Raw genomic sequence first — 14,083 nt, 5'->3', positions numbered from 1 at the left:
CCCAGAACACATGCTGCAGCCGGTCAGCGGTGGGCTGATTTCGGTCGGGTCTGTGCGGTCGCGCTCAGTCGTCGCTCTTCGCCGAGCTCAGTGCTGCCTCGGCGAGTTCACGTTTCTCGCGGCGCAGCTGTCTGTTCTGTGCCACGGTCAGCCAGACGGCGGCGACGACCAGAATGAGCTGCGGCAGCAGCGTTTCGGCACGTGGGTAGAGCCCGAGTACGGGCACTGTCAGCCAGCTGAGTGAGGGAATGCTGGTCTGCCCCAGGATGAAGCCGGCCTCACCGAGCTCCACCACTCCGTTGCCCACGAAGACGATCGCGAGCAGGAAGAGCAGAGCCGAGGTCGCCTTGAACACGATGCCGATCGGCAGCTTCACCGCGAAGTAGCGGAAGACGACGAAGACGCCGACGAGCAGTGCGGCGGCTGCGGCGATGCCGATGCCGACCCAGAGCGAGTCGGCCATGCCCCCTTGGAACGCGGCGGCATAGAACAGCACGAGTTCGGCGCCCTCTCGGCTGACGGCCAGGAAGGCTGCGAACGAGAGCAGCCACATGCTGCCTGTGGTGATCGACTGGTCGACCTTTCCGCGCACATACCGCTCCCAGGCCTGTTCGTCGGATTTGCTGAGCATCCAGTTCGAGATGTAGAAGAGCACGAGCACAGCGAGGAACATCGTGCCGCCTTCGAGCATCTCCTGCCCCGCACCCGCGTTCTGGAACACCGCGCTCAACAGCACGGCCAGCAGAATGGAGACGCCGATGCCGGCGAGCACGCCCCAGTAGACGTACTTCGTCAGCTGTCTGTTGCCTGACCGAACCAGGTACAGCACGATCGCTGCGACGACGAGCAAGGCCTCAAGGCCTTCGCGGAGCAGAATCGTGAAGGCTGTGACGAACGAGTAGACGCGCCGTGCCTCGGGCGTGACCGCCGTCGTCGAACGCTGGTCGAGCAGTTTCTGTGCGGCGGCCTCTTTCTGATCCTCAGGCAGGTCGTCTGCGATCACGCCGTCGAGCTCGAGCGCATCGCGTGCTGCGTTCAGTTTGATGCTCTCGATGGTGCTGCGCGCGGCAGCGGAGTCTTTGGCCTTGGCCTGGGACTTGGCCTTGCCGAACAGGCCTTCCATCATGGGCTTGCGGTTGCCGCTCAGTGACATCGACGGCCCCTCAAGCAGTGGGTCGTAGTACTTGAAGTAGGCGTTCTGCACCTCGCGGTAGGCCGACTCGTAGTCGGAGCCGTCCAGAGCGTCGATGGCGCTGTCGAGGGTGTCGGCGATCTTCAGCGCGACGTCTTGGTTGCTGGTCTCTGAGGTGTCGGCTGCAGCGTGCGCGGGAGTCGGGGCGAGAGCGACCCCGATGAGCGCCATCAGCGCCAGCGTGAGGCAGACGATGACGCGACCGATCCCGGCCAAACGGGGGTTGAGAGCTGCGACCGTAGATCGCGTCGGCTGCGAGACTGGGCGCCGCACCGCCGATACGGATGTGGTCCGGGAGTGCGACGCGACGACGCGCGGCGCCTGATTCTGCAGAGATTGGCTGTGTGCCACGACTTCCCCTAAAGGTCTGATGATGCCTTAGTGAGGTTAGACCTTCCTTATTTATTCGGCAACCCGAACATTCTACGAAGGCTACCCTGACAATGCTGCTGTGAGATGGGGCGCATCTCGGCCTGTTCGCAGCGGGGGCCCGCGGATCTGCCCAGAACAGATCTGCCCAGAGCGGCGCTGCCCGGTCGTGCAGGTCGCCGCATCGTGGGGGAGCGCATAATGGCTGCATGGTGAAAGCGCGCGGCTGGTTCCAGAACGTGTGGCCGGTGGCCGTCGGCGGCATGTTCGGCACGGCAGCGAGGGCCTCGATCGAGAGCGCCCTGCCGGTGGTATCCGGATGGCCCTGGCCGACATTCCTGATCAACCTCGGCGGATCTCTCATGCTCGGCCTGCTCACGGGGCTGCTCGCTCGCGGTGCGAGCGTCGGGTGGCGACGCCTGCTGCGTCTCGGCGTCGGCACCGGGGTCATCGGCGGGTTCACCACCTACAGCACGTTCGTGATGGAGGTCGATATGCGACTTGCGGGAGGCAGCACGACGCTGGCGCTGCTCTACGCGTTCGCCAGCATCCTCATGGGCGTCGCCGCTGCGGTCGCAGGTCTGGTCATCGGGCGAAAGGCGGTGCGGGCATGACCTTCGCACTGCTTGCACTGACGTCGATCGCGGGCGGCGTCGGCTCTGGCCTGCGCTACGTCGTCGACACGCTGGTGACCGGCCGGCGGCTCGAATCGTCGCCGAACGGCATGCCGATGGGCACGATGGTCGTCAACCTGAGCGCCTGCCTGCTGCTGGGGCTGCTGACCGGATGGGCGGCAGCCGAGGCTGCGCCGACGGTGGGGGCAGGGTCAGCCGGCGCGGATGTCTCGACCGGAGTGACCGTGCTCGGCGTCGGTCTGCTGGGCGGGTATTCGACGTTCAGCACAGCCTGCGTCGAGACCGGTCGTCTGCTGCTTCGGGGCAGGGTGCGGCAGGCGGTGACCCATGGGCTCGGCATGATCGTCGGATGCCTCATCACCGGCATGATCGGCATCGCTTTGGGCGGGCTGCTCGGCTAGCGTCGCCGCCGTTCTGCGGCGAACTGGCGCCGTGTTCGGCTCGGTCGTCGAGCGGACGAGCGCCGCTCGCAGCGAGGGTTCTCAGTGTCGGCGGGTCGGGCTATGGTGTCTGACATGAACGGGACCCCAGACGACCGCAGCGAGATGTCTCACGATGAGATGTCGCACAGGGGAATGAGCCACGACGCCGTGACCCATGAGACGTCGCACATGCAGATGAGCCACAGCGGCTCGAACCACGACGGCATGGCTCATGACGGCTCGAACCATGACGGCATGACGGGCATGGGCCCGAAGGCGCACATGCATCATGCAGGGCACGTTCTGCGCTTTCGGCGGCTCTTCGGGATCATGCTCGTGTTAGCGATCCCGACCGTGATGCTCAGCCCGATGTTTGCCGGCATCTTCGGATATCGTCTGCCCGACGTCGGGTGGGTCACCTGGGTGAGCCCTGCGCTGGGAACCGTCATCTACGGGTGGGGTGGGCGGCCCTTCCTCTCCGGGGCAGCCGACGAGATCCGATCTCGCAGGCCGGGAATGATGCTGCTGATCGCGCTGGCGATCACCGTCGCCTTTCTGAGCTCATGGGGTGCATCGCTGCATCTGCTGAGTCATGAGCTCGACTTCTGGTGGGAACTCGCCCTGCTCGTGGTCATCATGCTGCTCGGCCACTGGATCGAGATGCGCTCTCTGGCTCGCAGCGGGTCTGCGCTCGACTCGCTGGCCGCTCTGCTGCCAGACACGGCCGAGCGCGTGGTCTCGCATGGTGCTGACGGTGCCGAGCAGATCGAAGAGATGGCGCCGGCAGAGCTGCACGAGGGAGATGTCGTACTGGTGCGGCCGGGTGGCTCGGTACCGGCAGACGGTGTCGTCATCGACGGCACGGCGAGCCTCGATGAATCGATGATCACCGGCGAGTCCCGCCCAGTGCGGCGCTCGCTTGGAGACCACGTCGTCGCCGGCACCGTTGCGACGGATTCCGGCCTGCGCATCCGTGTGACGGCAGTGGGGCAGGGCACGGCGCTCGCGGGCATCCAGCGTCTGATCTCCAAGGCGCAGCAGTCCACGTCGCACACGCAGCGTCTGGCCGACCGTGCTGCCGGGTGGCTGTTCTGGTTCACGATCGCCGCGGCCGCGATCACGGCGATCGTCTGGGTCGTCGGCGGGCGGCCTGATCAGGCGGTCGTCCGAGCGATCAGCGTGCTGGTGATCGCGTGCCCGCACGCCCTCGGGCTGGCGATCCCGCTGGTGGTCTCGATCGCCACCGAGATCGCGGCGCGTTCCGGCGTTCTGGTCAGCGATCGGCTCGCGCTTGAGCGGATGCGCACCGTCGACACGGTGATCTTCGACAAGACCGGAACCCTGACGCTGGGAAGGCCAGAGGTTACTGGGGTGCTGCCTTCCGGTCAGGCTGTGTCGAGCCGCCATGATTCGACCGCGGCTGAGAACGCCGTGCTGCTGACTGCGGCATCGGTCGAGCAGAGCTCGGAGCATCCCCTCGCGACCGCGATCGTCGGAGCGGCGCAGCAGCGAGATCTCACGCTGCTTTCGGTCGACGACTTTGTGTCGGCGCCGGCCACTGGGGTCTCTGGCAGGGTGAACGGCCACCGCGTTCGGGTCGGCGGCCCGGGCATGTTGGCCGAGGCCGGGCTCTCCGAGCTCGATGGGGTCGACGGCTGGCGTTCCCAGGGCGCGATCATTCTGCATGTGGTGGTCGACGACAGCGTGGTGGGCGCGCTGCGGCTCGCCGATGCGCTGAGACCTGAGTCATCGCAGGCGGTCGCCGCGCTGCATCAGCGCGGCTGCCAGGTGATGATGCTGACCGGCGATGCACAGGCCGTCGCTGATCATGTGGCCGAAGCCGTGGGCATCGATCGCGTCTATGCTCAGGTGCGCCCGGAAGACAAAGCGGCTCACGTTCGAGACCTGCAGGGCGATGGTCGTGTCGTGGCGATGGTCGGCGACGGGGTCAACGACGCGCCCGCGCTTGCGCAGGCAGATGTCGGGCTGGCGATCGGCGCAGGAACGGATGTGGCTCGCGGAGCTGCTGACATCGTGCTGGCCGGCTCCGATCCTCGCACGGTGGTCTCGGTCATGGAGCTCTCCAGACACGCGTATCGCAAGATGCGGCAGAATCTGTGGTGGGCCGTCGGGTACAACCTGATCGCTGTTCCTCTCGCTGCCGGGGTGCTCGCTCCGTTCGGTTTCACTCTGCCCATGAGCATCGGCGCGCTGCTGATGTCGGCTTCGACTGTCGTTGTGGCGATCAACGCCCAGCTGCTGCGTGAGCTCGACCTCAGCCCGACGCACCTGTGCGGTCAGACGTCAGGCCCCCACAGCGGTGCCGAAGAGCAGACCGACGGCATAGGTGACGACCATAGTCAGCAATCCCATACCGACGTTGCGCACGACAGCCCGGCCTCGCCTCGCACCACCGAGCGTGGCGCTGACGAACCCGGTGAGCAGCAGCGCAATCGCCACCGCGACAATGGTGACACCGATGCGCACCGACTGATCGAGGGGCAGCATCATCGCGATGAGCGGAATGAGCGCACCAAGGGTGAACGACACGAATGAAGACCCGGCGGCCGCCCAAGGGTTGGTCAGTGCATCGGGATCGATTCCGAGCTCCGCATCGGCGTGGGCACGCAGCGCATCGTGTTCGGTCAGGTCGCGTGCGACCAGCTTGGCCACTTCGGGGGTGACACCACGATCGACGTAGATGGCGACCAGTTCGTCGAACTCTTCGCGCGGCATGGTTTTCAGCTCGTGTCGCTCTTTGGCGAGCATCGCACGCTCTGTGTCACGCTGGGTGCTCACTGAGACGTATTCGCCGCCCGCCATTGAGAAGGCCCCGGCGACCAGCGCCGCGATACCGGAAGCGGCGATCGCCACCGTGTTTGTCGTCGCGCCGGCGACGCCGATGATCGTGCCTGCGACCGAGACGATGCCGTCGTTCGCGCCGAGCACGCCGGCGCGCAGCCAGTTGAGCTTCTCTCCGACCTCTTCGACGTGCTCTTCGCCCTTGTGAAGGGCATGGGCCGATTTCGCCATGGCGGTTCCTCTCGCCGGTGGATTCTGCAGGTGATGACTCTCATGGGATTGTACTGACCGCCGCGGGCCGGCCTGGTGCGTGGCGCTGATCACCGCCGCGCAGATCTGACGGTCGGTATGTCATCGCCATTCATCGTTGCGGAGCCGAACCGCACGTTCTCGATTGGCACTTACAACTATCGTTGAGCATCGATATCATCGTCTTATGGCGATCAAACTCACAGAGCAGGGGCCGATCCGCAGTGCCGACTATGCGCAGCTGTTCCATGCCGTGGCCGATCCCGCTCGGCTGCGCATTCTGCGACACCTGATGCTCGGCGAACACAATGTGAGTCAGCTCGTCGACCATCTCGGGCTGGCTCAGTCGACTGTGAGCGCACATCTTGCCTGTCTGCGCGACTGCGGGCTCGTTCGGCCTCGTGTGTCAGGACGGTCGACCTACCACTCGATTGTCGCCGAGGGAGAGGTGCGGCGACTGCTCTCGGCCGCCGAGTCGCTGATCGCTGCCGCCGGAGTCTCAGGGCGGCATCCGCATGATCATTCACGCATCGAGCGCAGCGTCGGTGCGATGCCTGCGGCGTCGGCGCGAGAGGAGAACTGATGCACGACACGCACACTGCCCCAGACGGCGGAGTCGGCGGTCGTGCCCAGCGTCGCCGTCTCGCTTTTGCCTTCGGCATCACGGCCACGATATTGGTGGCTCAGGCGATTGGCGCGGTCGTCACCGGCAGCCTCGCGCTCACCACCGACACAGTGCATATGCTGGTCGATTCGTCCGGCCTGCTGCTCGCACTGGTCACGGCGCATCTGGTGCTGCGGCCGGCGTCGCCGGAGCGAACGTGGGGGTTCCGCAGACTCGAGGTCGTCGCTGCACTGGTGCAGGCGGGGGTGCTGCTGGCTGTTGGGGTCTATGCGCTCGTCTCGGGGGTGCTGCGGCTCTTTCGGCCGCCTGAGGTGCCGCCTGTCGAGCTGCTCGTCTTCGGTGTCATCGGGCTGCTGTGCAACATGCTCTCGATCATGGTGTTGGCCGGTGGTCGCGAATCCAGCTTCAACATGCGCGGCGCGTTTCTCGAAGTGCTCAACGACGCACTGGGTTCGGTCGGTGTGATCGCAGCAGCCGTCGTCATTTGGGCGACCGGCTGGCAGCAGGCGGATGCGGTGGCGGGGCTGTTCATCGCGGTGCTGATCGTTCCGCGTGCGGTTGTTCTGCTGCGCGACACTGTGCAGGTGCTGATGGAGTTCACGCCGAAGGGCCTCGACCTCGCCGATGTGCGGCGGCATATTCTGTCTGTCGACCACGTGCGCGAAGTGCACGATCTGCATGCGTCGACGATCGCGACCGGCCTGCCGGTGCTCTCGGCGCACGTCGTCGTCGACGACCAGTGCTTTCGCGATGGGCATGCGCCGCTGATTCTCGAAGAGCTGCGCGACTGTCTGTCGCGGCACTTCGACATCTCGATCGAGCATTCGACGCTGCAGATCGAGACCGCCGGGGTGAAGGCAGGCGAGACGTTGCATCACGAGTAGGGGGGCTGAGTAGTGGAAAGCTGACCGGGGTGTCTGCTCTCCACGGATCGCGCGAAGATGCGGCGTTCTGGCGTGCTCTGTGCCTGCGCTGATTGTCTCAGTGTCTGTGTCGGTTGCCCGGTGCCTGCGCTGAATTGCCCAGTACCTCCGTCAGTTGCCAGGTGCCTGCACCGATTGCTCGGCACCGCCACGGATTGGACGAAAACACCGTGTTTTGGTGCGAACGGGGTCTGCCCCGGCCAATCGACGCAGGTGCCTGCCTGTCTGGCGGTGGCGCGAGCCGGCAGGCTGAGCTGCAGCGGTGTGGCGCAGGCCCCAAGATGGTGCAGCAGCGTGAGGTGTGCCGGCGGGCGGTCCGGCGGCGCGGCGCGAGCCAGCAGGCGGATGCTGCGGTCGTGTGAAGCATCCTGACGCGCAGACTTCACAGCGATTGCATAAAACTGACCGGTCAGTATAAAATCGCAACCAGCACAACGACGTCGGCTCCTGGCGCCGTAGGCGCCATCTGATCGACACCATGAGACAGAGACGAAGGTGGCATACGTGCAGCACGCAGACGTGAGCGAAGACTCCCGCGCAGAGCATAGGCGGGATCTGTCGCGCGACGCTGACGGCAGTGCCGGCTCTGTCGACCTGGCCACGCGGCCCATTCGGTCTCTGGCGAACTCTGACGGCGCCCCACTGGTCGAATACCGAGCTGCAGAACTGCGCACGAAGCGCGGGCAGGTCTACGGCCCCTTGAACTTCGTGTCGAGCACTCGCTTCGTCGTGCTGCTCGGCAACAGGGGCGACGGCCGCACTGCGCTGCAGCTCTGCGCCGCCGGGCGCATGCATCCCAGCGCCGGTGAGATTCTCACCGAGGGCATTGACATCGTGAAAGAGGGCCGTCGCGTGCGTCGGCTGACCGGCATCGTGGCTTTTCGCAGCATCGACGACCTGGAACCGCGGGCGAGCATCAGCGATCTGCTGCGTGAACGCACCCGGTGGGCGACGCCGTGGTGGAAGTATGTTCCGCGTTTCACCGAGGAACGCACCGCTGAAGCGCTTCGCCTCGTCTTCGGAGAGATTCCCCTGCCCAGTCACAAACAGCTGGCCGGTGGTCTCACCGAGACGCAGGAGTTTCTCTTCAAAGTGGTTCTCGCGCTGATCGAGCATCCGGAGGTGCTGGTCATCGACGACCTCGATCAGGTTCATGACACCGAGGCGCGCGCACAGATCATCCGTCGGCTCGAGACGCTCAACCGTGGCGGAGTCGGCGTGCTGATGGTTTCGTCCGACGAGCGGGACTTCGAGCTCACCCCGCCCCTGCAGGTCGACCACGAGCTCGTTCGCATCGCCGACATCACCGGTGATCGCGGCCCCCGCGGGCTACGCGAGCGCATCGAGCGTCGCGTTGCCGAGCGAAGGGCGTCGGATGCGGTGGCCGGCGAGCAGACCGCCGCAGCCACGAGTCCCGTCGGCACCGATTCCCCCAGCACGTCTGCGACACAGCCAGATCAGGAGCCTCACGCATGAACATCTTCGCCACTCTGAGCACCGAGCTCAAAAGGTTCTGGCGCGGCAGCCTCACCAAAGTCGCCGTGCTCATCATCGTGCTGTTCCCCCTGATCTACGGGGCGCTCTATCTGTGGGCCTACTGGTCGCCGACCACAAACATGGGGTCGATGCCGGTCGCCCTCGTCAACGAGGATCAGCCCGCTACTACGAGCCAGGGCGAGCAGATCGACGTCGGCAAGCAGCTGGTCGACAACCTGCAGGAGGACGGCAGCCTCGGCTGGCGCGTCGTCGACGCGAAGACCGCTGCAGACGGGGTCTCCGACGGCGACTACTACTTCTCGCTGGTGATCCCCAGCGACTTCTCCAGCACGATCGCAGCCGCTGGAACCGATGCGGCGGCGCCTGCGAAACTGCAGGTGACCTACAACGACGCCAACAGCTACCTGGCCACCACGCTGGGCAAGTCTGCGATGACGAAGGTGCGCGACTCACTCGCACAGCAGACCAGCGAGCAGACCGCGAACGGCCTCCTGGTCGGCATCAACACGCTCTCCGACGGCATCCACCAGGCGTCTGACGGCTCGGCTCAGCTGGCCGACGGGTCGACGCAGCTGGTCGACGGCTCGGGGCAGCTGGTGGTCGGCATGAACGCCCTCGCCTCCGGCGCGGTGACGCTGAACACGGGAGCGGCCCAACTGGCCACAGGAGCCGACAGACTGGCCGCTGGCACGCAGCAGGCGAAAACCGGCTCGGCTCAGCTGGCCGCGGGCGCTCAGACCTTGGCACAGGGCACGCAGAAGACCGATTCCGGCGCACAACAGCTGTCTGCAGGCGTACAGAGTCTGTCCCAGAAGTACGACGGGCTCGTGAACGAAGTCAGTGCGGCGAACTCCCAGGTGCAGGCTCACCGCGACACGATTCAACGAGTCGGGCAGGACGCTCAGACGCTCTCAGACCAACTGGCCACGCTGAACGGCGGGCCGAACACCGCCGAGACACAGGCGGCCCTGGATCAGGCGATCGCAGGGCTCAAGGCGATCCAGCCTCAGACCGACCAGACGGCGCAGGCGATCGCACGGCTGGAGGCGTTGAAGACTCTGCTCAATTCCAGCGGAAGCTGGCAGCAGATCAGTGGTGATCTCTCGGCTGGGGCCAAGACGCTGGAGGGCCTTCCTGACCGTCTGAACGATGCGCAACAGCAGGTGGTGAACGGGCAGGACGCCATTCACAAAGAGCTGGTGCCCGGTGCCCAGCAGCTTGCCGCAGGCACACAGCAGGTCAACGAGGGCGCGCAGACCCTTGCGCAGAAGGCCGGAGAGCTCTCCGCAGGCGTTGGGCAGCTGAACGACGGCGCCCAGCAGCTCTCAGACGGCGCGACCAAGCTCGCGGGGGGCACCGGCGATCTGGTGACCGGCACGAACAGTGCGAGCAGCGGCGCCAGCCAGCTGAACGACGGCACCCAACAGCTCAACGACGGTGCCCAAGAGCTGTCCGGCAAGCTGTCAGACGGCGCCGCGAAGGCCCCCAGCTTCTCTGACGAGTCTCGTGAGTCAAACGCAAAGGCCACAGCCGACCCGGTGCAGGTCGATGCGAACGAGCACAACCTCGCCTCGGCGCTGGGGCAGGGGTTCGCCCCGATGTTCACCATGCTCGCGCTCTTCGTGGGCGGCGTGATCAACTGGTTGGTGCTGCGCCCGTTCCCGAAGCGTCCGATGGCCAGCAACGCCAGTGGGTTCCGCACGGTGATGGCAGGCTTCGCTCCGGCGATCATCATGGGCATCGCGCAGGCGGTCATCCTCTTCGTGGTGCTGCAGCAGGTTTTGGGGCTCGATGCACAGCATCCGGTCTGGCTGGCGTTGTTCATGGTGCTCGTCTCGCTCAGCTTCCTCGCCCTGCAGCAGATGCTCATCATCGTGTTCGGCAGCGCTCCGGGCCGTGTCGTGAGCATCATCCTGCTGATGCTGCAGCTGACCTCGGCTGGCGGTACCTACCCGATCGAGACCACGCCGGCGTTCTTCCAGGCGCTGCATCCGTACATGCCCGGAACGTATGCCATTGAGGGCATGCGCCAGCTGACCGTCGGCGGCATCGACGGCCGGATGACCGGCTGCATCGGGTTCCTGCTCGGCATGCTGATCGTCGCGCTCACGATCAGCTCGATTACTGCGGCCAGGCAGAAGGTCTGGAACATGACCCGGCTGCACCCTGAGATTGAGGTCTGATGCATCACTCGAAGACCCGAGACGCCATCCTGCGCGCAGCCGTCGAGCTCGCGGCGAGCCAAGGCATCAGCGGCACCTCGATGGATGCCATCGCCGAGACGGCCGGAGTCGCCAAGGGCAGCCTGTATTACAACTTCAAGTCGAAGGATGCGATCTTCGAAGAGCTCGTCCACACCGGGCTCAACGACTTGGCGGAGTACCTGGAGCGCTCGCGCGCGCAGCTTCGCGGGGGCGCCGCGCTGGCCGCCATGATCCACGAGATGTTCGGCATTCTGCAGCGGCGTCCGCAGATGGCGAAGATCCTAGCCGCAGAGCTGTTCCGCACCGATCGCTCCTGGGCAGACAGCCTGATGCTGCTGCAGCGCGGCATCGTCGAGCAGTTCCATGAGTGTCTGGTCGAGGCCTGGGGCGACGAGGCGTCGGCGGATGCTCCGCTCACCTCGATCTCGGCATCCGGCGTCTTCGGCATGGTGCTGTTCGCCGGCATCGGCTGGCTGAGGTTCTTTCCGGAGCGCACGCTCGACGAGGCGACCCAGGCCACGCTGCTCACCCTTGCCGTTCCAGGCATCGACCAGTGGCATCCTGATGCCGTCAGCGGGGCTCAGCGAGGCCAGAGTCACGGCTGCTCACACGATGTCGCACCCCGACCGTAGAATCGAGCAGATGCCACTCACGTCAGAAGACCCCAGCTCCGACCACTCGTCGAACCGTCGCCCGCGGCCAGCGAAGGGCGCAGCCGACACCCCTGACGCCGATCAGCAGCTCGTGCGCGGGCTGAACCCGCAGCAGCGTGAGGCCGTGCTCTACTCGGGGCAGTCACTGCTGATCGTGGCTGGTGCGGGGTCGGGCAAGACACGTGTGCTCACCCACCGCATCGCGCACCTCATCGCCACACACCGAGCCTGGCCCAGCCAGATTCTGGCGATCACGTTCACGAACAAGGCCGCCAACGAGATGCGCGAGCGCGTGGGGCAGCTGCTGGGCGGGGCCGCCGAGGGCATGTGGATCAGCACGTTTCATTCGGCGTGCGTGCGCATCCTCAGACGCGAGATCTCAGAGCTGGGGTACAATTCCAGCTTCACCATCTACGACACACACGACTCGCGCGTGCTGCTCAAACGGCTGATCAAAGAGCGACATGCCGACACCGACGGTCTGACTCCGGCTGCGGCACAGCACCGCATCTCACAGCTGAAGAACGAACTGCGCGACGCTGACGATCTCTCCCGCGACTCAGGCAGCCGCAGCCCGGTCGACGAAGCGCTGATCGACGTCTTCCGTGCCTACGATCAGGCGCTGCTGCGCGCGAACGCACTGGACTTCGACGACATTCTCGTGCAGACGGTGCACCTGTTCGAGGCATTTCCCGAGGTGCGGCGACGCTACCAGCACAAGTTTCGACACGTGCTCGTCGACGAGTACCAAGACACCAACAAGGCACAGTACGAGCTCATCCGCCTGCTGACGACCTCAGCCGACGGCAGCGGTCCGGCGACCGCTCCCCGCCGAACCGAGCCGCGCATCCTCACGGTCGACGGCTCGACTGCGACCGAGCAGACGGGCGTGCGGCAGAGCAGCGAGGCGGCGGCCAGCTTCGGCGGCCCGCAGCACGTCGAAGCACCGACCCTGACGGTCGTCGGCGACTCCGATCAGTCGATCTATGCGTTCCGCGGCGCCGATATGCGCAACATCGTCGACTTCGAGAAAGACTTTCCCGGCACGCACGTCGTGCTGCTCGAGCAGAACTACCGATCGACCCAGCGCATCCTGAGCGCCGCCAATGCGGTCATCGGCAACAACTTCGACCGTGCTGAGAAGAATCTCTGGAGTGCCCTGGGCGAGGGCGAGAAGATCACCGCCTACGCGGGCTACACGGCTCACGACGAAGCCCAGTTCGTCGCCGACCGCATCGACGATCTGCACCTGGACGGGCTCGACTACCGAGACATCGCGGTCTTCTACCGCACCAACGCGCAGACTCGAGCGCTCGAAGAGATCTTCGTGCGTGCCGGTATCCCGTATCGCCTCATCGGCGGAACCAAGTTCTACGATCGCGCCGAGGTGAAAGACGCGCTCGCCTATCTCGTGGCGATCGCCAACCCGGTCGACGAGCTCTCGGTCAGGCGCATCCTGAACGTGCCCAAACGCGGCATCGGCCCCACCACCGAGCAGCGGCTGATGACGTTCGCCGAGCAGCAGCGCATCGACCTGCCCACAGCGCTCACGCGTGCCGAAGAGATCGGGCTGGGCCCCAAAGTGACGCAGGCGATGAGCGCGCTCGGCGGTGCCATCGTCGAGGCCCGCACCGCTCTCACAGAGGATCGTCTCGACGAGGTGGTCGGCCGGTTCTTCGAGCACATCGGCATCATCGAGGTGCTGCGCAGCTCGCTTGACGCTCAGGATCAGGCCCGTGCCGAGAATCTCGAGGAGTTCCTCGCCCAGCTGACCGACTACGTCGACAAGCATCCCGACGCGAGCATGGTCGACTTTCTCACCGAGGTGCAGCTCACCGCAGCGGCCGACGACCTCGACGACGAGTCGGGCACCGTGTCGCTGATGACTCTGCACACCGCCAAAGGGCTGGAGTACCCGGCCGTGTTCATCACCGGGCTCGAAGAGGGGCTGCTGCCGCATCAGATGTCGATCGACGAGATCGGCGGCCTCGCCGAAGAGCGGCGACTGTTTTACGTGGGCATCACGCGAGCCCGCCGTCGGCTCTTCCTCAGCCTGGCTATCAACCGCACCGTGTTCGGTCAGACCCGCGACCAGCTGCCGAGTCGCTTTCTCGACGAGATTCCGAGCGAACTCATCGACTGGCGGCAGCATCCCGACGAGATCGGGGCGAACCGTCGGGGCATCAGCTGGGGAGGCAGCCAGCGCGCCAGCGACGACGATGACTTCGAGACCGGCGGGGGATGGGGCGAAGCCCGCAGTCGCGACAGACGACCGAAGCGCAGCGGCGCCACACACGCCTGGGCCAATGAGATCGGTGTCGGCTCGACGCCGAAGACCGAGCTGCACCTGGCCGCAGGCGACCGCATCAGGCACAAGAGCTTCGGCGAGGGCACCGTCGAAGAGCTCACCGGAAGAGGTGCGAAGCAGGTGGCTGCAGTGCGCTTCGACTCAGGGCAGCGCAAGAAGCTCGTGGTCGCCCTTGCCCCGATCGAGGCACTGTGAGACGGTGCG

At 65.7% G+C, this 14,083-nt stretch carries 10 protein-coding genes and 1 pseudogene; 9 read left to right on the top strand and 2 right to left on the bottom strand.

Going from position 1 to position 14,083, the window contains the following annotated elements:
• Window positions 1-64: 64 nt before the first annotated feature.
• Window positions 65-1,408, bottom strand: a complete 1,344-nt coding sequence (locus tag F8O09_RS09785; protein WP_158055159.1) for an FTR1 family iron permease — start codon at window positions 1,406-1,408, stop codon at window positions 65-67.
• A 362-nt stretch (window positions 1,409-1,770) separates the two neighbouring features.
• On the opposite strand from F8O09_RS09785, the gene F8O09_RS09780 reads away from it, so the two are divergent.
• The 3 genes and pseudogenes from F8O09_RS09780 to F8O09_RS09770 form a co-directional block, all read left to right on the top strand.
• On the top strand, window positions 1,771-2,175 hold the full coding sequence (locus tag F8O09_RS09780; protein ID WP_158055158.1) for a fluoride efflux transporter FluC: 405 nt from the start codon (window positions 1,771-1,773) through the stop codon (window positions 2,173-2,175).
• A complete protein-coding gene (locus tag F8O09_RS09775) occupies window positions 2,172-2,597 on the top strand; it encodes a fluoride efflux transporter FluC (RefSeq protein WP_158055157.1) in 426 nt (141 codons plus the stop codon). Before F8O09_RS09780 ends, F8O09_RS09775 begins: the two co-directional genes overlap by 4 nt.
• A gap of 114 nt (window positions 2,598-2,711) precedes the next feature.
• Window positions 2,712-4,901 (top strand): annotated as a pseudogene (locus tag F8O09_RS09770) (heavy metal translocating P-type ATPase); the annotation flags it as partial.
• A 21-nt stretch (window positions 4,902-4,922) separates the two neighbouring features.
• On the opposite strand, the gene F8O09_RS10575 reads toward F8O09_RS09770, so the two are convergent.
• Window positions 4,923-5,651 carry a VIT family protein gene (locus tag F8O09_RS10575; RefSeq protein WP_225732984.1) on the bottom strand — a complete coding sequence of 243 codons (729 nt, stop codon included), beginning with the start codon at window positions 5,649-5,651 and terminating at the stop codon, window positions 4,923-4,925.
• Between the two features lie 205 nt (window positions 5,652-5,856).
• Between F8O09_RS10575 and F8O09_RS09765 the strand changes: the two genes are divergently transcribed.
• The 6 genes from F8O09_RS09765 to F8O09_RS09740 all read left to right on the top strand — a co-directional run bounded on the left by F8O09_RS09765 (window position 5,857) and on the right by F8O09_RS09740 (window position 14,074).
• Complete coding sequence (locus tag F8O09_RS09765; RefSeq protein WP_158055156.1) at window positions 5,857-6,252, top strand: ArsR/SmtB family transcription factor; 396 nt, start codon at window positions 5,857-5,859, stop codon at window positions 6,250-6,252.
• Window positions 6,252-7,178: a cation diffusion facilitator family transporter gene (locus tag F8O09_RS09760; protein ID WP_158032027.1), complete on the top strand. Its 927-nt coding sequence runs from the start codon at window positions 6,252-6,254 to the stop codon at window positions 7,176-7,178. Before F8O09_RS09765 ends, F8O09_RS09760 begins: the two co-directional genes overlap by 1 nt.
• 543 nt (window positions 7,179-7,721) lie before the next feature.
• Window positions 7,722-8,693: an ATP-binding cassette domain-containing protein gene (locus tag F8O09_RS09755; protein ID WP_158055155.1), complete on the top strand. Its 972-nt coding sequence runs from the start codon at window positions 7,722-7,724 to the stop codon at window positions 8,691-8,693.
• Window positions 8,690-10,897, top strand: coding sequence for a YhgE/Pip domain-containing protein (locus F8O09_RS09750; RefSeq protein ID WP_158055154.1), 2,208 nt, complete (start codon window positions 8,690-8,692; stop codon window positions 10,895-10,897). Before F8O09_RS09755 ends, F8O09_RS09750 begins: the two co-directional genes overlap by 4 nt.
• On the top strand, window positions 10,897-11,550 hold the full coding sequence (locus tag F8O09_RS09745) for a TetR/AcrR family transcriptional regulator (protein ID WP_158055153.1): 654 nt from the start codon (window positions 10,897-10,899) through the stop codon (window positions 11,548-11,550). The genes F8O09_RS09750 and F8O09_RS09745 overlap by 1 nt, the downstream gene beginning before the upstream one ends.
• Window positions 11,551-11,560: 10 nt before the next feature.
• Window positions 11,561-14,074 (top strand): ATP-dependent helicase, encoded by a 2,514-nt coding sequence (locus F8O09_RS09740; RefSeq protein WP_225732983.1) that lies wholly within the window; start codon window positions 11,561-11,563, stop codon window positions 14,072-14,074.
• Window positions 14,075-14,083 lie beyond the last annotated feature (9 nt).

Source organism: Pseudoclavibacter sp. CFCC 11306, assembly GCF_008831235.1.
Taxonomy (GTDB): Bacteria; Actinomycetota; Actinomycetes; order Actinomycetales; family Microbacteriaceae; genus Pseudoclavibacter_A.
The sequence above is the reverse complement of the archived record's forward strand: the minus strand, read 5'-3'. Positions and strand labels throughout refer to the sequence as shown.